The sequence below is a fragment of the Veillonellaceae bacterium genome (assembly GCA_012523975.1).
Lineage (GTDB): Bacteria > Bacillota > Negativicutes > JAAYSF01 > JAAYSF01 > JAAYSF01.
In genome coordinates, this window is sequence record JAAYSF010000071.1 from 144,247 (window position 1) to 165,678 (window position 21,432).

Genomic DNA, 21,432 nt, shown 5'->3' on the forward strand with positions numbered 1-21,432 from the left:
CCTCCTCATTTAGCCTTTGATAATTGCCTTGAACGGGCACTTGCTCAGACAGGTGCCGCACTTAATACATATTGCCTGGTCAATTTCATGCTTAGCTTTGACCACACCGTTAATTGCTTCAACCGGGCAGGATTTCTTACACAAACTGCAACCTTTACACAGGTCAGTTATTGTATATCCTGCCAATTTAGCACATGCCCCCGCCGGACATTTCTTTTCATTTATATGGGCTTCGTATTCATGTCTGAAATATTTAAGAGTGCTGAGCACAGGGTTAGGAGCCGTTTGACCAAGACCGCAGAGTGCTGTTGCTTTAATATTTTTACCCATTGTCTCAAGAAGCTCAATATCACCGACTCTGCCTTCACCCTCGGTAATCCGAGTTAAAATTTCTAACATCCGCTTAGTGCCTTCCCGGCATGGCGTACACTTGCCGCATGATTCTGATTGCGTAAAATTAAGAAAGAACTTAGCTACATCTACCATGCAAGTTGTTTCATCCATAACAACTAGACCGCCGGACCCCATCATTGCCCCGGCTTCAGTCAGTGAGTCGTAATCGACAGATAAATCCAAGAGCTGCTCCGGCAGACAGCCGCCGGACGGACCACCGATTTGCACGGCCTTAAATTTCTTGCTGTTAGGAATACCGCCGCCGATCTCGTATATTATTTCCCGCATTTTAATTCCCATCGGTACTTCAGCCAAGCCGGTGTGATTAATACGGCCGGTAAGTGCAAAGACTTTAGTTCCCTTGCTGCGCTCAGTTCCGATGGAAGCATACCATTCAGCGCCGTTAGTAATTATCTGCGGCACATTGCCAAAGGTTTCAACATTGTTAATATTGGTAGGCTTACCCCACAGGCCTGAAACTGCCGGAAACGGCGGCCGCGGTCGGGGCATTCCCCGCTTTCCTTCAATAGAAGCGAGCAGCGCCGTTTCTTCGCCACAGACAAAGGCCCCTGCCCCCTCTTTAATCTTAACCTTGAAGTTAAAACCCGACCCGAGAATATTTTCCCCTAATAAGCCATAATCTTCAGCCTGAGCAATAGCCAGCTTTAGTCTTTTTATAGCCAGCGGATACTCAGCCCGTACATAGACATAGCCTTCGTCAGCCCCTATTGCGTAGCCGCACACTGCCATCCCTTCAATAATCCGGTGCGGGTCCCCTTCAAGAATGCTGCGATCCATAAAAGCGCCCGGATCACCCTCGTCGGCATTACAAACAACATACTTCTTTTCTCCGGGCGCATTGCGTGTAAAGCCCCATTTTAAGCCGGTAGGAAAACCGCCGCCCCCCCGGCCTCTAAGACCGGCCTTTTTAACTTCTTCAATAACATCGGCAGGTTGCATTTCGGACAGTGCTTTCCCCAGCGCCTCATAACCACCAACTGCGATATACTCCTCAATATTTTCGGGGTCAATATGACCGCAATTAGCCAGAACCATTCGCATCTGTTTTTTATAAAATGGTATATCGCCATAGTTCGGTATTTTTTCTAAAGAAATAGGTTCCTTGTATAGCAATCGCTCGACTATCCGTCCTTTATATAAATGGCTCTCAACTATTTCCGCAACATCATCTTCTTTTACCCTTACGTAAAAAACGCCTTCAGGATAGACAATAACCAGCGGCCCCATTTCACAAAAACCGTGGCAACCGGTTTCAACAATCTTCACCTCTTTATCAAGGCCTTTTTGAGCTAATTGGTCGCGCAAAGCGGCCTCTACCTTTTTCGACCCTGAGGAAACACAGCCTGTTCCTGAGCAGATCAGTACATGCGACCTAATGTGTTCCAATTTACTCCCTCCCGCAATCGAATATTAGTCTATTTTACCAACTGCAAGTTCTTCAACAATACGCCCGTTCACAACATGCTGGGCGATAATTTTAGCCACGTCAGAGGGCGTTACCCTGCCATAAGTGACCCTCGGCTCGCCCGGCCGGACAACATCTACTAAAACCTCCTGTTCGCACATACCTATACACCCTGTTTGAGTAATAGCAACGTCCTCCAGGTTGCGCCGGGCAATCTCAGCTAAAATTGCCGACATAACCTCACGGGCTCCGGCAGCAATACCGCATGTGCCCATGCCGACAATAATTCTTGTTCCCGTTGTGTGCCGCAGTTTTGTCTTTGATTCAACTTGTTCGCGTAAACGTTTCAGATCCTCAATCGTTTTCATGCTCTGCACCTCCATATAAACCATCCAAATTAGTTGTCAGGTATTCGTCAAGCCAAACAATTACTTCAGGGAAACTAAGCGGAACATCGCCAAGAGCTTCAGTAATGTCATGTGTAGATAACTGAAAAGTCTTGTCTCCTACTTTATGAGTATATTTAAACAATAAGCCGGGATTGGCGATAATGATTGTTTTTATTGTTTCTACCATATTGCCAAGCGGCGGACGATCAAAATGGCTGTACTGGAAAATAGCCTGGACGGTAGTGCCCGCTCCCGGCTGCGATTGTATATTCATACTGCCATTACACAATTGAGTATACATATCAACAAGCGGAAGGCCCAGGCCCACACGCCTAGTATGGCGGCTAGTTACAAACGGATCACTAACACTATTTCTTTTGCTCTCACTCATACCCCTGCCATTATCACTAACAGTAATAACTAGCTTGTCGTTTGCCAGATCCTCAATAACGACCAGGCTGACTTCTGAGGAGCCTGCTTCCAGGGAATTCTGCACTAAATCAAGAATATGAAGCGACAATTCACGCATTTTAGCGATATTTTGCCAGAATTTCGGGAATATTCTCCGGTGTTAGACGCCCATGGGTGTCTTCATTAATCATCATAACCGGCGCTAGCCCGCAAGCCCCGATACAAGCAACAGTTTCCAAGGTAAAACTAAGATCGGGAGTAGTTTCACCAGCCGCAATCTTTAAATTATCTTCTACTGCTTTTAAAACCGCTTTGGCTCCGCGCACATGGCAGGCAGTCCCTTGGCAAACCCTAATAATATTTTTGCCGCGCGGATTAAGGTGAAATTGAGCATAAAATGTTACAACGCCATAAATTTGACTAACCGGAATATTCATTTTGACCGCGATATGTTCAATAACTTCTTTCGACAAGTAGCCATACGCGCTTTGTGCTTCCTGCAGCACCGGAATCAGAGCGCCTTTAACCTCTTTGTATTTCGAAAGAATTTCGTCCAATTGGGTAAAAGGATTGTTTTTGCCGTCACAGTTACATTTACATTGATTACTCATGGTTAACCCCCTTGACAAGAAATTAAGATTAATCAACTAGCTTAGAACTTTTCGACCATTCTGGTTATTTAACGCCAGGCTAATTTCTAGTAGCGTCGGCTTTTCCATAAAAAAGACGGTCTTCGGACCTGTGATAAAGTCGCTGATAAAATGGGCGTCGGAAGAAGTTATAACAGGCAGCCCTCCAATTCCCGGAAACTTTTCTGCTGCCGATTGAATACTCGTTAAGCGTGATACTTCGACAGCCGCAAGCAATGAATCTGGCGGAACAAAACCTAGCTGCGATAAAATGCTGTAGACCGGCCGATCAACATGGCTTGCAATACATATCCCGTTCCGGGCGGCTGCTTCGGCCGTCACCTCCTCTACCCCACAGGTTAGCGAGGCTAATAACATTTCCTTGCGACAGCCGAGAAATTCATCATAGGCATCAACAATAATTTGGGCCCCGAAACGCCCTTGATCGTTCAATCGGCCGGACAGATGATTGACTACATAGTCGTTAAATGATTTTAACTGAGCAACAGTTTCAAACAAAGTTATTAGATGGACTTCTTCTTTGGTTTCAATCTCCATACCCGGAATAACAGTAACATTCGTTCCGGCAGCGGCTTCAACGGCTGCAGGAACATTATCACACGCGTTATGGTCGGTAATGGCTATGATATCAATGTTGTGCTCAATTGCATAATTTACAATATTTCGTGGCGTCATTTCAATGGCCGCGCATGGTGACAGCAGTGAGTGAACATGGAGATCGGCCACGAAGCGCCGCATCATGAACTTTTAATCCCCATACCATATAGACGGCCAGCGACCTCATACGCGGACAGCGTTGTCGTCAAAATCACGATGTTTTCGAATTGGGCTTTAGTTACTGTCTGATGATCAGGTGTAACGCCACCGGCTATAATAACTGCGGCCAGATCCAGGAGCGCTGCTACTGCAACAACATTTTGGTGAGCTTGCATAGTAACCCAAACTGTGCCAGCGCAGGACCGCCCCATAACATTGCTCAACAGATCTGAAACATAGCCGCCGCTTATCTCCCGGTTAAGCCTACCATGGCCGGCAACGATTTCAAGCTGCAATTCTGACACTATTTGACTTATTTGCACATAAACGCCTCCCTCGCTGCTTTTACGATTTACCGATTAGCTCTGCTCCTTGTCCAGAGATGGCGGCAGCTTTTCGGCCAAATCCATCATTTCCTTCGCAAGTTCACTTACTCGTTCCCGCAATTTAAATACACAGTCGGTTACACTGGCCTTTTCTTGAGCAATATCTTCAGCTAACGCTTTGCAGTTTGGTGAGCCGCACGACCCGCAGTCGAGTCCCGGCAGCTGCTTAAGCATTTTTTCCATAGCCTCAACCTTGTACATGGCCTTAAAAATATCTTCATCGAGACGCAATATCGGGCGCGGCTCAATCGCACGCCGCTCACTTACGCCAAGCGCCGACTCGCGGTATTCCTGGAGGGGCACCCGGCCTTTTGCAGCATCTTCTGCCTGCATATTTTGAGCCCGTTTTTTCATGTTAAACTCAGCAACAAAGCGATTTTGGACAGTCAGCGGACCGCCGATACAACCACCCGCGCACGCCAAAGTCTCAATATATTTAACGCCGGATAACTTGCCTAGTGCAACTTGTTCTAAAATGTCGCTTACATTATTTATTTCATGCACAATGAGTTGGTTTTCGGAACCAACAGCCGCACTTTCGCCGCCCGACACAGCCCAATTGACACCAACCCAAGAAGCATGCCGCCTTTCGACACCGGCAGGAATATCTTGCAGTGCCTTCAAGAGCGGGGCGTAAACTTGTGAAATGCCTATAGCGCCGCTAATATTTGATTTTTCGGAGCCAAGCGGCTGCTTGGCGGCAGTCATCTTAGCCGGGCAAGGCGAAATAAACCAAGTTCCTATTTCATCTGGACTTAATCCAAGCCTGCGGCTGGCTTTTGCACGAGCGACTCGAGCCGCTACTTCTACCGGCGAGTCGATGGGCACAAGATTGTCAATAAGTTCGGGAAACTTGACTTGAATGAGCCTAACAGCAGCCGGGCAAGCCGACGAAATTACCGGATACCTAATGTCGGAACGCTTCAAATAATCCTTGATCGCTAACGATACTATTTCAGCGCCTTTGGCAACTTCAAAAACATCATGAAAACCTAATTCCATTAAAGCGGCTAAAATGTTATCAATCCGAATATCAGCACTGAACTGTGCATATAAGGTCGGTGCCGGCAGCGCAATATTATACTTGTACTGAATTAAGTCATCCAATGAATCAGTAACGGCCGTTTTGGCATGGGCCGGGCATCGCCGAATGCATTCACCGCAATCAATACAGCGAGCTTCTATTATCTGTGACCTGCCCCTGCGTATTCTTATAGCTTCTGTGGGGCAACGTTTAGCACAGATGACACAACCTTTACAGCGGTTTTCAATTAATCGAACCGAATGAAAATAGTCGCCCACATTCAACACCACACTATCATTAAAACTTAGTTATGCTACCTGGTAAGAGCATTAAAACTTCCATTATAATAAACAGTCATCGTGATGGTTGTCCCAACCCCAACTTTCGATTTAATCTCAAATTCGTTGGTACACCTAACCATATTCGGCAGGCCCATACCGGCACCAAACCCCATCTCGCGAATATAATCAGGCGCCGTTGAGTAACCTTCCTGCATAGCCAGTTTGATATCAGGAATGCCAGGTCCCTCATCATTAACGGTTATTTGCGCACGGTCTGAAAATATTTCCGCTTTAATCTTACCTCGATAAGCATGAATGATTACATTCATCTCGGCCTCATAAGTACTAATAGCGATACGGCGTATAACCTCGGCAGGAATACCTATTTGCTGAAGTACAAGTTTTATTTTACTTGACGCCTCACCTGCTGCGTCAAAGTCTGAACCATTTAGATCAAAGTCCAATACGATAAACTGTGTGCTTTGTTCCACCTACATACAACCTTTCAGCCCATGTTGATAAAGTCGTCCGCAGGCCTCATACATTGGTAGTTTTGTAGTAAGCAACGGAATACCCTTTTGCTGAGCCATTGGCAGTAACTCGGCGTTAGGGCATTTCCCATTTACAAAAACAATCCCAACTAAATCACTCATCTCGGCTGTGCGAATGACCTGAACGTTAGTTAGGCCAGTGAGAAGCAATGTTTCCTTAATGGGACAGGCTAAAACATCGCTCAGCAAATCGGAGCCGCAGACCGTGGCAACTTCTTTCACTAGTAATAACTCTTCGCCGCTAAGAATTTCGGCCCCGAGTATCTGTCTGACCTCTGCAAGCTTCATAAACCCTTCCCCCTTCATCGATCTACTGACCGAGCTTAGCCTGGGTATATTTCAGGTTTGGAGCTAACGACTATTTAGTACGAAATTTCACACATTTGTATACAGAAATAAAGGGCCGGAGGCCCTTTTTGTGTTTAGCGATAACTATATGACTTGTCTGTTATTAATACTAATTATTCGTGATATCCTAGGAAAATCCTGCTAAAGTTTACACTTTTACATTTTTTTCAAAAACCTGGACGTTGTTCCATACCTGCAGCTTTCGCCCCATAGAACGGTAATTATCGCATTCAGCAACCAAAATAGCATCGACATCTGGATATTAAACAAGATGTAATCTGTTAATCCGTTGACAGCCAGAGCGATAAGAGCAGCGGCAATCCCAAGCATCAAGCCCGCTGTAAAGCGATTTGCCGAATAGCTGATCAAATTTACAGCAGTCTTTAAATGAGAATAAATAATCCCCAGAAAAACCATCAAGCCAGGTATTCCGATTTCGGCTGCTATATTTAGATACATATTATGCGCATGGACAATCTTGGTACTAGAATCGTTAATAAAGAAATCATACTCAGGATAAACCATCCAATATGCTCCCCAGCCAATCCCAAAGAATGGCTTGTCCATTATCATGGCTACCGTACTTTCCCATAGCGCTATCCGAAGCGTTGAAGAAGTATCAGTCGGATTAAATATCGACATCAAACGCTCAAGTAAAACATCATGGCCAAACAGCCCAAGAAGAGGAAGCAATAATAGCAGCCAAAAGATTTTTCGATTATACAATACACCAAATGCGGCAATTAGAGCTAAAACACTAAGCCAAGCGCCGCGGGAATAGGTAAGTACAAGGCAGACCGCCAGTATTGCAACCAGACTAAAAGCTGCGCTTCTGCAGTTAAGAGTAGTTTCCTTACAGCCAAGCCCGGCAGCAATTGCCATAATAGTAACAAGGAATCCCGCCAGCAGATTCGGATTTTGCATAGTAGAAAATACCCTAAACTTAAGATCTGGAAACTGCTCATAATCAACCCATTCTGTTATCATTCTGTCACTAAATAGATACTGATAAAAACCGTATAACGCGACAATAAAAGCTGATCCTAAAATAGCCCATACAATCCTTTTTACCTGGTCGGTCGATTGAATATTGTTAACGACCAAATAGTAGATAAGTATATAGCGGCCCATCAAATTATAATAGTTGTAAAAACTAAACCCTCGGTCAGGCGAACTCCCGATAGATAGTGCTGAAAAAATGATGAACATTAAAATGAGTTCATCAAACGGGGTGCGTTTCAGACTGAATTTGCGGGTTGCAATCATCTTTAGAGCCCAAGCCGTTAAACCTGCCACAAAAAAGACATCAGCAGTAATAGCTGACAACGGCAAAAAAAAGGCCACCGCGATAATGCAGTGCTCGATAATCAAATCAAAATAGTATTGTAATTTTATAAGCCGATATGATATTCTCACATGTTTCACCTATCCATTAATTATACAGACATTATACTTAACAGCCAATTTTTTGTCCACCTACTATTATAGCGCGGGCGGCACCGATTAGGTAAAGTGAACCAGCAATACATATAATACCGTCAGAACCAGCCAAAACTTTAGCCAGTCGAAGTCCTTCTTCAATATTTTCAGCAGTGCTTACTACGTTAGCCTTTATTAGCTTTGCAACCTCGCTTGGCTCGCCGGCACGGTCTGATAAAGGCGCGGCAACAACAACTTTATCATTAGGCCTAATCAGGGAATTAACAATACCGCAAACATCTTTATCCTTTAAAATCCCTAGCAAAAAGACAATCTCTTTACCAGCAAACACAAGATCAAGATTATCGCGCAGCCTTATTGCCCCTGCCGGGTTATGCGCACCATCAATTACTACCATCGGCCGGCCGGAGAATATTTCAAACCGGCCTGGCCATTTTGCAGCAGCTACCCCCTTCACTATCTGCTCCCAACTTATTCGCTTGTCTTTTTTACCGATAAGAATAGCAGTCATTATCGCTAAGGCGCAGTTTTCAGCCTGATGACTGCCAATGAGATTAGCTGTCACTTGTTTTGGACCGTCCGGATCATCAACCAGCTCAAAACTAACCTTTTGTTGCAAACCCGCTAAGCCGGCAAACGTAGCTTTAAAATCGCGACCAAGCAAATACACATCGGATCGAGTGCCTAACGCCTTTGTGTTAATTACCGTAAAAGCATCATGCTGCGCAGCGGTAACAACCGGTACAGCATTTTTTATAATACCTGCTTTATGGGCAGCAATTTCAGCGATGGTACTGCCGCAGCGGTCGGTATGCTCAAGGGCTACATTTGTAATTACGGCTACTTCAGGATTAATAACATTAGTTGAATCTAAAAGCCCCCCAAGCCCAACTTCAATAATGGCATACTCTACATCAGCAGCGGCGAAATAATAAAACGCCGCTGCTGTCAGCACTTCAAACTCTGTTGGGTGCTCCCATCCTTGTTCCGCCATTTTAGTTACAAATTGCGCTGTATATGAAATTGCCTCACTAAATTTTGTCTCGGAAATCTCCTGACCGTTTACGACTATTCGCTCAGTATATTCATTAAGATGGGGCGAGGTATACATACCAGTCCTAATGCCTGAGGCTTGTAGGATGGAAGCCAGCATTACCGTTGTGGACCCTTTGCCGTTAGTGCCTGTAACATGAATAGGCTTAAAGCAGCGTTCAGGATTACCCATGAGCTCAAGCAGTCGCTCGATTCTGGTCAGACCTAAATTTATACCGAATTTTCCTAGCTGAGTAAGGTATTGCAGTGAATCTTCGTAAGTCATCTCAGCCATCCTCTTATAGTCTGGCCAAATAGCTTAACCGCTCGTTGATAGCATCACGTTTTTCACGGTATTCCTGTTCTTTGGCCCTCTCTTTTTCAATAACTTCGGCCGGTGCTTTTGCGACAAAGCCCTCATTAGCAAGTTTACCTGCAATACGGCTAAGCTCTTTCTCGATTTTTTCGAGTTCTTTTCTTAAGCGGGCTGTCTCTTTTTCAACATCTATAAGTCCCTTTAACGGGAGATATATTTCAACACCGCTAGCAACAGCAGTCATCGCATTCTCTGGTTTTTGCTCAGTGATAGGCAGCATAGTTATAGGCTCAGCTGCGGCCAGTGTTTTTAAATAGCTTTGATTGGCCTCAAAAGTAGTTCTGAAATCATCGGCAATCTGCAGGATAACCTCGCTCTTGCGGCCGGGCGGCACATTAACTTCGGCTCGCATATTACGAATGGCTTTAATTGTATCCATAATTACGCCCATATCCCGATCGGCTTCGACTGAAATCAGTTCAGGCCGATCTTTAGGCCATGGTGCAACAATAATACTTACCCCTTCGTGCGGCAGATGCTGCCAGATATGCTCAGTAATAAACGGCATAAACGGATGCAGCAATTTTAAAGTATTATTAAGTATATACCATAATACATACTGCGCGGCTCCTCTGCTAACCTCGTCTTCTTTATTGTAAAGACGGGATTTTGCCAGTTCGATATACCAATCGCAATATTCATTCCAAATAAATTCATATAATAAACGAGCCGCTTCACCCACTTCAAAACGGTCAAGATTACGGGTAACTTCACTTACTGTTTGCGCATAACGGCTTAGAATCCAACGGTCGGCCAAGGTTAATGCTTCATCTTTAGGCTTGTCCGCGGCATCAAAGCCTTCAAGATTCATCATTACAAACCGCGATGCATTCCATAGCTTATTAGCAAAGTTCCGGCTTGATTCCACTCGCTCCCAGTAAAAGCGCATATCATTGCCGGGCGTATTGCCGGTAACAAGGGTAAACCGAAGTGTATCAGCGCCGTATTTCTCTATAACCTCCAGCGGATCGATACCGTTACCCAGCGATTTACTCATTTTCCGTCCTTGTGAGTCGCGGACCAAACCATGAATAAACACATGTTTAAATGGAATTTCCTTTTTAAACTCTAAGCCCATCATAATCATTCTGGCTACCCAGAAGAAAATAATATCATAGCCAGTCACCAGCACGCTGGTCGGGTAGAACTGTTTTAATTCAGCGGTCTGCTCAGGCCAGCCCATGGTCGAAAATGGCCACAAAGCCGAACTAAACCAAGTATCAAGCACGTCAGGGTCCTGTTCCAGTTTGCCGCCGCACTTAGGACAAACTGAAATATCGTCCCGAGAAACGATAGTTTCGCCGCATTCGCAATACCAAGCCGGAATGCGGTGCCCCCACCAAATCTGACGGGAAATACACCAATCCCGAATCCCTTCAAGCCAGTTGATATAAATTTTGGTAAACCGCTCCGGAACAAACTTTATTGCGCCTGATTGTACAGCCTCAATCGCCGGTTTAGCCAAAGGTTCCATCGATACAAACCACTGTTTTGAAATAAGCGGCTCGACCACTGTCCGGCAGCGCTGACAATGACCGACAGCGTGGTTGTGTTCATCAATTTTTACAAGGTTGCCCAATTCCTTTAAATCATGTACGAGCTGTTTGCGGCATTCGTACCGATCCATTCCTGCATATTTACCGGTATCTTCAGACATTGTTCCGTCATTATTAATAACAACGATTTCCGGCAGTTTATGTCTAAGCCCCATATCAAAGTCATTAGGATCATGAGCCGGAGTAACTTTGACCGCACCCGTTCCAAAGGAAGGATCTACATATTCATCGGCAACAATAGGAAGTTTCCGCCCTACTATCGGTAAAATCAGATTCTTGCCGACTAAATCTCGGTATCTGTCGTCATCAGGATGGACGGCAACCCCGCTGTCACCTAAAATAGTTTCCGGGCGGGTAGTTGCAACAGTAACATATTGATCCTCAGTACCTTCGACCAGATAGCGCACATGATACAAATTGCCTGGTTTGTCTTCATGCTCAACTTCAATATCACTCAAAGCCGTGTTGCAGCGAGGGCACCAGTTAGTAATTCGGCTACCTTGATATATAAGGCCCTTTTCATAAAGAGAAACAAATACCTCACGAACAGCCCGCGAACAGCCTTCATCCATAGTAAAACGCTCACGCGCCCAGTCACAGGAAGCGCCAAGACTTTTCAGCTGAGTAGTGATTCGGCTGCCATACTGATGTTTCCAATCCCAAACCCTATCAATAAAGTCTTCCCGCCCCAAATCATAACGGGTTAGACCATCCTTTGCCAAAGTCTCTTCAACTTTAATCTGAGTTGCAATACCTGCATGGTCTGAACCAGGCATCCATAATGTATTGTAGCCCTGCATACGGCGCCAGCGAATCAGCACGTCCTGCAGCGTATTATCAAGAGCATGTCCCATATGGAGCTGGCCAGTAACGTTGGGTGGCGGAATTACAATACTGAATGGCTGTTTATCTGGTTCGGGCTCCGCGTGGAATAAAGAATTTTCTTCCCAGAACTTATACCATCTCGATTCTACAGCTTGTGGGTCATACACTGACGGGATATTTTTTTCTTCCATAAAGACTCCTCCTAAAAAAATTAAAAGCTCTTTCGTCCTAAAAGGACGAAAGAGCCTGCTTTCGTGGTACCACCTTGTTTCTCCAGCCTAAACTCAGCTGAACTCGTACGCCGTAACGGGGCCACCGGCTGCGCCTACTGAAATTTCAACGCAACAGCTCAAGGACTACCTTCCACTATCCGGTCTGAGAGACTTTACAGCCGTGAGTCTCCTCTCTAAACAGCCAACAATAGTGTACTCCTTCCTGTCATCGCCTTTACATATATAATACTAACAATATAGCGTGAGCATGGACAATTGTCAAGTTTTACAATGAATTCTAGCTTTCTTTATTAGCATCCTTAGCTTTTAAATAATCGTCTATGGCGGCAGCAGCTTTCTTGCCTGCTCCCATAGCCAAAATGACAGTTGCCGCTCCGGTAACAATATCACCGCCGGCAAATACACCAGGCCGGCTAGTTGCGCCTGTTTCCGAGTCAGCCACAATATTGCCGCGTTTATTAGTTTCAAGTCCTTTTGTAGTAGATTGAACAAGCGGGTTCGGGCCTTGACCGATAGCTATAATAACAGTATCGACTTTAAGCTCAAAATTAGAGTTTGGAATTTCGACCGGCCGGCGTCGTCCTGACGCATCCGGCTCGCCAAGTTCCATTTTAATACATTCCAAGCCTGTGACCCACCCATTTTCATTGCCAATAACGGCAACCGGATTACTTAGCAATTTGAACTGAATGCCTTCTTCTTTTGCGTGGTGAACTTCTTCCAGGCGAGCCGGAAGTTCAGCTTCGGAACGACGATAAACGATATAGACATTTTCCGCTCCCAGCCGCAGTGCTGTCCGTGCGGCGTCCATCGCAACATTGCCGCCGCCCACAACAGCTACATTTTGCCCAACATGAATCGGAGTTCCGCTATTCGGGAAACGGTAGGCTTTCATTAAGTTGCAGCGAGTCAAAAATTCGTTAGCTGAGTACACGCCGTTGAGGTTTTCTCCCGGAATATTCATAAAGTACGGCAAGCCCGCTCCTGTACTGATAAATACTGCATCAAAGCCCTTTTCTTCCATAAGCTCGTCGATAGTTATGGTTTTTCCGATTACAACATTAACGACTATTTCTACCCCCATTTTACGGAGGTTATTAATTTCCGGCAAAACTACATCCTCTTTGGGCAGACGAAATTCAGGAATGCCATACGACAGCACGCCGCCCGGTTGATGAAGCGCTTCAAATATAGTAACCTTGTAGCCTTTTTTGGCTAAGTCGCCGGCACAGGTGAGCCCGGCCGGACCTGAGCCAACAATAGCAACTTTACGCGCATCCGGCGAATACTCAATCGGCTCAACGGCTTGTCCCTTAGCTTTAGCATAATCGGCGGCAAATCGCTCTAACCTGCCGATGGCTACAGATTCACCTTTTTTTGCCAATATACATAGCTTTTCACACTGCTCCTCTTGCGGACAAACACGTCCGCAGATTGCCGGCAGGCTGCTATATTCTTTAATGGTACTAAACGCTCCATCGATGTTGCGCTCTTTGATATGCTTTATAAAGCCAGGTATATCTATTCCTACCGGGCAGCCTTTACGGCAGGCCGGGTTTTTACAGTTTAAACAGCGTTCGGCCTCGGAAACAGCGTCTTCCTCGCTATAGCCTAGGGCTACTTCCTTAAAATTTCTAGCCCGCTCTTGGGGGTTTTGTTCAGGCATCTTATGTTTCTTTAGTGAGAGTGACATTTGCATCCCCCTTTACCGTGGTTTTCACAGTATTCGGAATGTTTCTTTTCGTGCGGAAGATACATCTTTTGACGGGAGATCAGCGCATCAAAATCAACTTGGTGAGCGTCAAACTCTGGTCCGTCAACACAGGCGAACTTAGTTTCATCGCCTACCGAAACCCGGCAGCCGCCGCACATACCCGTGCCGTCAACCATAATCGGATTAAGACTTACAACGGTTGGTATCTTATATTGTTTGGTCGTAGCAGCGACATTACGCATCATAATAACAGGTCCGATTGCCATTACCAAATCTATTTTTGTTCCTGACTCAATTAGTTCCTTTAAAGGATCGGTTACAAATCCCTTATGGCCTTTCGACCCGTCGTCAGTTGTTACATAAAATTTATCGCTAACGGCAGCCATTTCCTCCTCATAAATCAGAATATCCTTATTGCGGGCGCCAATAATCGAAATCACATTATTTCCGGCCTCTTTCATGCCGCGAGCAATAGGGTAAACAGGCGCAATTCCAATACCGCCACCTACGCAGACTACCGTACCAAACTTTTCAATATGGGTTTCCTTGCCAAGCGGCCCGACCAAGTCAAGTAGACTATCGCCTTCATTAAGCATACCAAGCTGCTTGGTTGTGGCTCCAACCTCTTGAAATATAATAGTGACAGTTCCTCTATCCCGATTAAAATCGGCAATTGTCAAAGGAACCCTCTCACCATCTTCATCAATACGTAAAATAACAAACTGACCCGGCAGCGCCTTTTTCGCAATGAGCGGCGCTTCCATTTCAAACAATTTTACATTTGGCGCTAATTCTCGTTTTACGAGGATCTTATACATTTTTATCCTCCTTTATAAAGTTAAATATTCCTGATAAGTACTCTGCGACCTTTATTCGAATTGGCATAAAGTAAATATTGGAATTTATACTATTGACAAAATCCAATGCCTGTTTGGCAAAATTAATATTCCATTCTAAGGTTGGCTTAAACCCGGCTGGGAAGACAACATTGTTTTTGACCTCCCAATATTTTACCGAGTTCTCAGAAACTACCGGAGAAATACCCCAGAATACTTCTGTATCCTGTAACTGCTCAGCATAAATTTCCATAAACCTTAGATCATAAAACGGTTGAGTGAAAAAACCATCAGCTCCTGCGTACAGCTTGCGCATTGCATAATCTATTTCAGTGCGAATACTGGAACGGTATTGGTCTATGGCAGCATACACCTTAACGTTCGGCAGCTCTTGCTTAAATTTCCTGATAACATCTACGCTAGTTGACGGATAAATCTTGTGTCCCATGTCCTGAGGTCGGTCGCCGGTCAGCACAAGAACCTCCATGATTTGATTATCTATTAGAAATTGCGCCATTGGCAGTGCCTTGCGAACGTCAATATCAATCGCACGTATGTGAGGAATGGCCTTTTTACCTGCACGCCGAACCAATCCGGAGCCTGTCCAACTTCGAATATCAAACTTTAAAAGGTCAGGAATATTGACGGTATCGACAGGGAATTGGTCTATTAACGCGTTAAGTTCTGCCGTTAGAAATTCTTCATTTCTAGGCACTAATTCAACTGAAATTCTTGTCAATGTCATTCCTCCGATAACTATTTAAATATTAAAAGACGCTTAGCTTTCATTCTTGCGGACATCGGCAGCGGCTAATTAAAACAGACCGGTAATTTTACCAGTATTGTCAATATCCATTCTTTCAGCTGCAGGGCGTTTCGGCAAGCCCGGCATGGTCATAATATCGCCAGTGAGCGCTACAATAAAGCCTGCTCCCGCAGCAATCCGCAATTCCCGAACCGTAATCGTGAAGCCGTTCGGCCGTCCAATCTTAGCCATATCATCACTTAAAGAGTACTGGGTTTTAGCCATGCAAATAGGAGTCTTATCAAAACCGTTGGCTGCTAATTCTGCTATCGCTTTTTCAGCTGCCAATGTATAGTTAACATCGTCAGCCCCGTAAATTTCCCGGGCAATTGTCGCAATTTTTTCCTTAATCGGGCTTGTTTCATCATAGATAAACTTAAAATTATTAGGGGTTTTAACAGCTTTAAGTACTTTTTCCGCAAGTTCAAGTCCGCCGGCTCCACCTTTAGCCCAAACTTCCGACAATGCAACCTCTGCTCCTAACGCCCGGCACTTTTCTGCGACAAAGTCCAGTTCGTTTTTGGTGTCAGTGGGAAATGCATTGATAGCGACAACAGCCGGCAAGCCGAATTTATGCATATTCTCAATATGTTTTTCAAGATTGGCAAGGCCTTTTTCAAGCGCCGCCATATTTTCGCCCGTAAGTTCATTCTTAGGAACACCGCCATGCATTTTAAGGGCGCGCACAGTAGCAACAATAACGACTGCAGATGGTCTGATATCAGCAAATCGGCATTTAATATCAATAAATTTTTCAGCGCCAAGATCGGCACCAAAACCAGCCTCGGTAACAACAATATCGGCAAGCTTCAAAGAAAACTTAGTTGCCATTACACTATTACAGCCATGCGCAATATTTGCAAAAGGTCCGCCGTGAACAAAAGCCGGTGTCTTTTCTAATGTCTGGACCAGATTAGGTTTTATTGCGTCCTTAAACAATAAGGTCAGAGCTCCCGTTACCTTTAAATCGGCAACAGTTACAGGCTTATTGTCATAAGTGTAAGCAACAATAATTCGTCCAATGCGCTCCTTCATATCATCCAAGCCGCGAGCCAAACACAAAATTGCCATCATTTCTGAGGCCACCGTTATATCAAATCCGCTCTCGCGCGGCACTCCGTTAACTTTTCCGCCAAGCCCACAAATGATATTACGCAAAGCGCGTTCATTGATATCTAGAACGCGGCGCCAGGTTATGCGCCGTGGATCAATATTGAGTTCATTGCCTTGCTGGATATGATTATCCAGAATAGCGGCTAAAAGATTATGCGCAGTTGTTATAGCATGAAAATCGCCGGTAAAATGTAAGTTTATATCTTCCATCGGTACTACCTGAGCATAGCCGCCGCCGGCAGCTCCGCCTTTGATGCCGAAGCAGGGTCCGAGTGAGGGTTCCCGCAAGGCAATAACTGTTTTTTTGCCAAGACGGCTTAGTGCGTCACCGAGTCCGACAGTTGTTGTCGTTTTCCCTTCGCCGGCCGGGGTTGGGTTGATTGCAGTTACAAGCACGAGGTTGCCGTCTGGGCGATTTTTAACCCGTTCCCAAGTCTCTAGCGAAACCTTGGCCTTATATTTACCATATAACTCAAGTTCTTCGCCAGGAATACCAATCTTAGCGGCGACATCGGTAATCGGGCTCAAAACTGTTTCCTGCGCAATTTCCACATCACTTTTCATGTTGCTGCCCTCCCAAATTGATTTACCTTTTGTTAAGCACAGCTGCAGCCTTAACAGTATTATGCAATAACATGGCGATAGTTAATAATCCCACACCACCCGGGACCGGAGTAATAGCTCCTGCAACTTCTTTGACTTGGTCAAAATCAACATCGCCAACCAATTTTTTGTCAGCAACCCGATTGATACCTACATCTATTACAACCGCGCCTGGTTTGACCATATCTTTAGTAACAAATTTAGGCTTACCAACTGCAGCGACTAAAATATCAGCCTGACGGGTTATATCCGCTAAATCCTGTGTCCGCGAATGGCATACCGTTACAGTAGCATTCCGGGCCAGCAGTAAATGAAACATCGGTTTACCGACGATATTGCTGCGGCCAATGACTACGGCCCGCTTACCGGTTATTTCAATACCTGCCAATTCTAACATTTTTATACAGCCATGCGGTGTGCATGGCACCAAGTGTTCTTCACCAATCGCCAGCTTACCGACATTGACGGGATGGAATCCGTCAACATCTTTATCAGGTGAGATGCTATTCATTATCTCGGGTTCATCATTACGGATATGGTCAGGTAATGGTAATTGTACAAGAATACCATGAATGCTATCATCATTGTTAAGCCGGGAAATTTCAGCTAAAAGCCGTTCTTTAGTTGTATTCTCCGGCATTGTGATTACCTCAGAGTAAATACCTATTGCTTCGCAAGCCTTATGCTTATTCGCTACATAAACTTTAGACGCCGGGTTTTCACCTACGATTATAACAGCCAACCCGGGAGTTATTCCGGACTCGACTTTCAAGGCCGCCAATTGTCGGCTCACTTCACCTTTGATTCTTGCGGCAAATTCCTTACCCTCTAAAATTGTTGCTGTCATATTACGGCCTCCATCTGATAGTTTAATCTGCTAAAATACTAAACTTGCAAAAGTAAACAGAAAGACCAAAATGCCTACTAGACCATTCCGCATAAAGTAGGCTTGAGTGACTTTACTGAAATCAGTACTGCTGACAATCGAATGCTGATATGCCAAAACTACAGCTGCCAGCACCACACCTATGTAGTAGATCCAAGATAAATTAAATAGTATACCAACTGCAACGAATGATGCAATACTTATGAAATGCATCCCTTTTGCCAAGTTCATGGCTCCTTGGATCCCAAAACGGACTGGCATCGAGTTAAGACCATGGGCTTTATCGAATTCTACATCCTGGCAGCCGTAAATAACGTCAAAAGCTGCAATCCAAATACCAACCGCTAACCCCAACAGTATAACACCTAAAGGCAGCGTGCCTTGGATGGCAATATATGCGCCTGTTGGCGCTATCGACAACGCCAAGCCGAGCACTAAATGACAAGTCCAGGAAAATCGTTTCATGTATGGATATACCGCAAGCGGAATAAGCGCGACCGGCACGAGTTTGAGCGCCAACGGATGAAGATTAGCCGCCGCCAACACAAACAGCGCCAAAGTTGCAATTATCAATGCAATAGCTTCCCAGGCCCTAACCTCGCCTGTGACCATCGGTCGTTTAGTAAAACGGGGGTGCAATCGATCATACTTCAAGTCAATGAAATTATTTAGGGCCAGGGCGGCGCTGCGCGCGCCAACCATGGCTAGCGTAATCCAAAAAAAATCGCGGCCGCTCGGAGCTCCTCCAACCGCCAGTACAGCACCCATATATGCAAACGGCAGCGCGAATACCGAATGTGATAAGGCAATATTATCAAGATGTGCTTTTAATTTACTCAAGGCCGAGTTCCTTCCACTTCTTATCTACTATATTTTTCATTTCGTCCGACATTACAATCTCATCAGGCCACTCACGAGTATGTCCTTCTTCAGGCCAAGGCTTAGTAGCATCTATTCCCACCTTAGTTCCCCAGTTAGGCATCGGCGAAGAATGATCCAGGACATCAAGCGGTCCATCCACCATGACAATATCGCGACGGGCATCAATATTATTATAAACGCGCCACCAAACTTCGTTCATATTTTGAACATCCACATGCGAATCAACTACAATAATCATTTTTGTAAACATAGCCTGCCCCATTCCCCAAAGGGCATGCATGACTTTTTTGGCATGCTGAGGAAAACTCTTCTTTATCGAAACAACCGCACAGCTGTGGAAAACGCCTTCAAGCGGCAAATTCATATCAACAATTTCCGGCAAGTGGGTTTTTAATACCGGCAGGAAAATTCGCTCGGTAGCTTTAGCCAGGAAACAATCTTCCATCGGTGGTTTACCTACAATTGTAGCAGGGTAAATTGGATCTTTGCGGTGGGTAATACAAGTAATATGGAATACCGGGTACATATCAGCTAATGAATAGTATCCAGTGTGATCGCCAAAGGGGCCCTCCCGCCGTAGTTCGTCAATATTAACATAGCCTTCAAGGACGATTTCCGAATGGGCTGGTACCTCAACATCAACAGTTTCACATTTAACCATTTCAACCGACTTTTTACGAAGGAATCCGGCAAATACCATTTCATCTATATCACGCGGCAGCGGAGCTGTTGCAGCATAAGTTAATACCGGATCACCGCCAATAGCAACTGCAACTTCAATTTTATTTAACCCTAGTTCCCGATGAGCCCGGTAATTGTCGGCGCCGTTTTTATGAATATGCCAGTGCATTCCAGTAGTTTGTCCGTCATAAACTTGCATCCGATACATGCCGACATTGCGCTTACCATTTTGCGGATTCTTGGTAAACACGAGCGGCAGCGTAATAAATTTACCGGCATCGTCAGGCCAGCACTTCAAAATCGGAAACTTATCGAGCGAAGGCTGATCCTTAATAATAACCTCTTTACACGGCGCATTTTTTACATACTTCGGAAAATTAATAGCCCGTTTGGCAGTTGGGATAATTTTAACTAAGTCTAATTTATTTTGAAGCGATATATATGGCAGCTTGAGAATTTGGCTGATTTCATCAGCCACTTCGTCAATTTTTTCGACTCCAAGCGCGAGCGCCATCCGTTCCATGCTGCCAAAGGCATTAATTAAGACCGGAATATCGTAACCTTCGACATTCTCAAACAATAGCGCGACATTCTTATCGCCCGTCATTTTTGATACCCTATCAGTTATTTCAGTTATCTCCAAATCACAACTAACTTGCTGAGTAATTCTTTTTAGCCAACCGCGTCGCTCTAAAGCATTAATAAATTCACGTAAATCATTAAAAGCCAAATTGAGTGCTCCTTTCAATATCAGGTGTTGTATTATTTGCGCAGCACGTATTTTACAATTAAAACACTTAATTCATACAATATAATCATTGGGATAGCAATCATTGATTGAGAAAATACATCCGGAGTCGGCGATATTACGGCACCAATAACAAAAGTGCCGACAATTACGATTTTACGCTTGGCCTTAAGAAATTCCGAACTGATAATCCCTAATTTAGCCAGAACAAGCACAAAAAGCGGCAGTTCAAAAATAAACCCAAAAGGAAGGAGAAAAGCAATTACAAACGACAGATATTGCCCCAACGAAAATAAGGGCTGCAGGTCTTCGGTTGCAAATCCCATAAAAAATTTGATGGCGGCCGGCAAGACGAAATAATACGAGAATGCCAAGCCCACAAAAAAAAGCAATACCGACGCAGGCAGCAGAATTACAGCCGTCTTGCGTTCAGTAGTGGTCAGCGCCGGCACAACAAATGCCCATATCTGGTATAGTACAATCGGCAGTACTAATAAAAAGCCTACAAAAAAAGAGGCCTTCAAATATGTAAAAAAAGCTTCGGCCGGATTGAGGTAATAAAGTTTGCCGGCAGGCGCCGTTATAAAATGGATAATCTCCTGTGCATAAAAATACGCGGCACCGCTTCCAATTAAAACGGCTATCACTATTGTAATTATTCGCCATCGGAGTTCCTGCAGGTGGTCAACGAGCGACATTTCCCCCTCGGTCGGGGCTGGTGCCAGCTCTTCTTCCTGACTGTTTGGTGTTATATCAGACATAAGGCTGTCCTCACTTTTTATCTTCTACCTTATTATCATTAACAGCCTCTGATTGTGCTGTAACCTGCTTAGCTGACTCTCCGCTTGTAGCGCGTCTAAATTCTTGAAGGCTTCTGCCAAGCGCCTTACCGACTTCCGGCAGCTTGCCCGGTCCAAAAACTACTAGCGCTATGACTAAAATCAGTACCAGTTCTGGCATGCTAAAGCTGAACATGTTCTCACATCCTTCTGCTTATATGTATTTATTATACCTTCGTGTCCCTAAAAAAACAACGAGGCTAGGTCAAAATCTAATCAACCTAAAAATAAAGTGGCGGGTTTCCCCA

At 44.9% G+C, this 21,432-nt stretch carries 21 protein-coding genes and 1 other annotated feature; all 21 genes read right to left on the reverse strand.

All coding sequences use genetic code 11. From position 1 onward, the window contains the following. Window positions 1-9: 9 nt before the first annotated feature. Window positions 10-1,800 carry an NADH-quinone oxidoreductase subunit NuoF gene (gene nuoF / locus GX348_09995; protein ID NLP42508.1) on the reverse strand — a complete coding sequence of 597 codons (1,791 nt, stop codon included), beginning with the start codon at window positions 1,798-1,800 and terminating at the stop codon, window positions 10-12. A gap of 24 nt (window positions 1,801-1,824) precedes the next feature. Beyond that, entirely contained in the window at window positions 1,825-2,187 is a 363-nt protein-coding gene (locus GX348_10000; GenBank protein NLP42509.1) for a (2Fe-2S) ferredoxin domain-containing protein, read from the reverse strand. Further along, on the reverse strand, window positions 2,174-2,737 hold the full coding sequence (locus GX348_10005; protein NLP42510.1) for an ATP-binding protein: 564 nt from the start codon (window positions 2,735-2,737) through the stop codon (window positions 2,174-2,176). The genes GX348_10000 and GX348_10005 overlap by 14 nt, the downstream gene beginning before the upstream one ends. Window position 2,738: 1 nt before the next feature. Then, window positions 2,739-3,230: an NADH-quinone oxidoreductase subunit NuoE gene (nuoE, locus tag GX348_10010; protein NLP42511.1), complete on the reverse strand. Its 492-nt coding sequence runs from the start codon at window positions 3,228-3,230 to the stop codon at window positions 2,739-2,741. A 36-nt stretch (window positions 3,231-3,266) separates the two neighbouring features. Further along, complete coding sequence (locus GX348_10015) at window positions 3,267-4,007, reverse strand: PHP domain-containing protein (protein ID NLP42512.1); 741 nt, start codon at window positions 4,005-4,007, stop codon at window positions 3,267-3,269. After that, the gene (locus GX348_10020; protein ID NLP42513.1) at window positions 4,007-4,348 is read right to left on the reverse strand and encodes a serine kinase; all 342 of its coding nucleotides are present in this window, start codon (window positions 4,346-4,348) and stop codon (window positions 4,007-4,009) included. Before GX348_10020 ends, GX348_10015 begins: the two co-directional genes overlap by 1 nt. A 36-nt stretch (window positions 4,349-4,384) precedes the next feature. After that, entirely contained in the window at window positions 4,385-5,713 is a 1,329-nt protein-coding gene (locus GX348_10025) for a 4Fe-4S binding protein (protein NLP42514.1), read from the reverse strand. A 35-nt stretch (window positions 5,714-5,748) separates the two neighbouring features. Next, the gene (locus GX348_10030) at window positions 5,749-6,186 is read right to left on the reverse strand and encodes an anti-sigma regulatory factor (GenBank protein NLP42515.1); all 438 of its coding nucleotides are present in this window, start codon (window positions 6,184-6,186) and stop codon (window positions 5,749-5,751) included. A gap of 21 nt (window positions 6,187-6,207) precedes the next feature. After that, window positions 6,208-6,555, reverse strand: a complete 348-nt coding sequence (locus GX348_10035; protein ID NLP42516.1) for a hypothetical protein — start codon at window positions 6,553-6,555, stop codon at window positions 6,208-6,210. 216 nt (window positions 6,556-6,771) lie between these two features. After that, a complete protein-coding gene (locus GX348_10040; protein ID NLP42517.1) occupies window positions 6,772-8,031 on the reverse strand; it encodes a polymerase in 1,260 nt (419 codons plus the stop codon). A 37-nt stretch (window positions 8,032-8,068) separates the two neighbouring features. Next, window positions 8,069-9,373: a bifunctional folylpolyglutamate synthase/dihydrofolate synthase gene (locus GX348_10045; protein NLP42518.1), complete on the reverse strand. Its 1,305-nt coding sequence runs from the start codon at window positions 9,371-9,373 to the stop codon at window positions 8,069-8,071. A 13-nt stretch (window positions 9,374-9,386) separates the two neighbouring features. Then, a complete protein-coding gene (locus tag GX348_10050) occupies window positions 9,387-12,035 on the reverse strand; it encodes a valine--tRNA ligase (protein ID NLP42519.1) in 2,649 nt (882 codons plus the stop codon). 38 nt (window positions 12,036-12,073) lie between these two features. Continuing rightward, window positions 12,074-12,295 (reverse strand) — a binding site (T-box leader). A gap of 59 nt (window positions 12,296-12,354) precedes the next feature. Then, entirely contained in the window at window positions 12,355-13,770 is a 1,416-nt protein-coding gene (gltA, locus tag GX348_10055) for an NADPH-dependent glutamate synthase (protein NLP42520.1), read from the reverse strand. Further along, complete coding sequence (locus GX348_10060; protein ID NLP42521.1) at window positions 13,755-14,609, reverse strand: sulfide/dihydroorotate dehydrogenase-like FAD/NAD-binding protein; 855 nt, start codon at window positions 14,607-14,609, stop codon at window positions 13,755-13,757. Before GX348_10060 ends, gltA begins: the two co-directional genes overlap by 16 nt. After that, a complete protein-coding gene (locus tag GX348_10065; GenBank protein NLP42522.1) occupies window positions 14,602-15,372 on the reverse strand; it encodes a methylenetetrahydrofolate reductase in 771 nt (256 codons plus the stop codon). Before GX348_10065 ends, GX348_10060 begins: the two co-directional genes overlap by 8 nt. A gap of 69 nt (window positions 15,373-15,441) precedes the next feature. Beyond that, window positions 15,442-17,109, reverse strand: a complete 1,668-nt coding sequence (locus GX348_10070) for a formate--tetrahydrofolate ligase (protein NLP42523.1) — start codon at window positions 17,107-17,109, stop codon at window positions 15,442-15,444. 22 nt (window positions 17,110-17,131) lie between these two features. Then, window positions 17,132-17,995: a bifunctional methylenetetrahydrofolate dehydrogenase/methenyltetrahydrofolate cyclohydrolase FolD gene (gene folD, locus GX348_10075; protein ID NLP42524.1), complete on the reverse strand. Its 864-nt coding sequence runs from the start codon at window positions 17,993-17,995 to the stop codon at window positions 17,132-17,134. A gap of 30 nt (window positions 17,996-18,025) precedes the next feature. Next, a complete protein-coding gene (locus tag GX348_10080) occupies window positions 18,026-18,874 on the reverse strand; it encodes a UbiA family prenyltransferase (protein NLP42525.1) in 849 nt (282 codons plus the stop codon). Next, window positions 18,867-20,327 (reverse strand): menaquinone biosynthesis decarboxylase, encoded by a 1,461-nt coding sequence (locus tag GX348_10085; GenBank protein NLP42526.1) that lies wholly within the window; start codon window positions 20,325-20,327, stop codon window positions 18,867-18,869. The genes GX348_10080 and GX348_10085 overlap by 8 nt, the downstream gene beginning before the upstream one ends. Before the next feature lie 32 nt (window positions 20,328-20,359). Beyond that, the gene (gene tatC, locus GX348_10090) at window positions 20,360-21,106 is read right to left on the reverse strand and encodes a twin-arginine translocase subunit TatC (protein NLP42527.1); all 747 of its coding nucleotides are present in this window, start codon (window positions 21,104-21,106) and stop codon (window positions 20,360-20,362) included. A 10-nt stretch (window positions 21,107-21,116) separates the two neighbouring features. Continuing rightward, window positions 21,117-21,320, reverse strand: a complete 204-nt coding sequence (locus GX348_10095) for a twin-arginine translocase TatA/TatE family subunit (protein NLP42528.1) — start codon at window positions 21,318-21,320, stop codon at window positions 21,117-21,119. Window positions 21,321-21,432: the final 112 nt, after the last annotated feature.

What these genes read in the sequence shown, in the direction of transcription:
- nuoE (NLP42511.1), bottom strand. Translation starts at nt 3,230, where the DNA reads ATGAGTAATCAATGTAAATGTAACTGTGACGGCAAAAACAATCCTTTT.
- GX348_10000 (NLP42509.1), bottom strand. Translation starts at nt 2,187, where the DNA reads ATGAAAACGATTGAGGATCTGAAACGTTTACGCGAACAAGTTGAATCA.
- GX348_10095 (NLP42528.1), bottom strand. Translation starts at nt 21,320, where the DNA reads ATGTTCAGCTTTAGCATGCCAGAACTGGTACTGATTTTAGTCATAGCG.
- GX348_10035 (NLP42516.1), bottom strand. Translation starts at nt 6,555, where the DNA reads ATGAAGCTTGCAGAGGTCAGACAGATACTCGGGGCCGAAATTCTTAGC.
- GX348_10070 (NLP42523.1), bottom strand. Translation starts at nt 17,109, where the DNA reads ATGAAAAGTGATGTGGAAATTGCGCAGGAAACAGTTTTGAGCCCGATT.
- GX348_10050 (NLP42519.1), bottom strand. Translation starts at nt 12,035, where the DNA reads ATGGAAGAAAAAAATATCCCGTCAGTGTATGACCCACAAGCTGTAGAA.
- GX348_10005 (NLP42510.1), bottom strand. Translation starts at nt 2,737, where the DNA reads ATGCGTGAATTGTCGCTTCATATTCTTGATTTAGTGCAGAATTCCCTG.
- folD (NLP42524.1), bottom strand. Translation starts at nt 17,995, where the DNA reads ATGACAGCAACAATTTTAGAGGGTAAGGAATTTGCCGCAAGAATCAAA.
- GX348_10015 (NLP42512.1), bottom strand. Translation starts at nt 4,007, where the DNA reads ATGCGGCGCTTCGTGGCCGATCTCCATGTTCACTCACTGCTGTCACCA.
- GX348_10045 (NLP42518.1), bottom strand. Translation starts at nt 9,373, where the DNA reads ATGACTTACGAAGATTCACTGCAATACCTTACTCAGCTAGGAAAATTC.
- tatC (NLP42527.1), bottom strand. Translation starts at nt 21,106, where the DNA reads ATGTCTGATATAACACCAAACAGTCAGGAAGAAGAGCTGGCACCAGCC.
- gltA (NLP42520.1), bottom strand. Translation starts at nt 13,770, where the DNA reads ATGTCACTCTCACTAAAGAAACATAAGATGCCTGAACAAAACCCCCAA.
- GX348_10065 (NLP42522.1), bottom strand. Translation starts at nt 15,372, where the DNA reads ATGACATTGACAAGAATTTCAGTTGAATTAGTGCCTAGAAATGAAGAA.
- GX348_10060 (NLP42521.1), bottom strand. Translation starts at nt 14,609, where the DNA reads ATGTATAAGATCCTCGTAAAACGAGAATTAGCGCCAAATGTAAAATTG.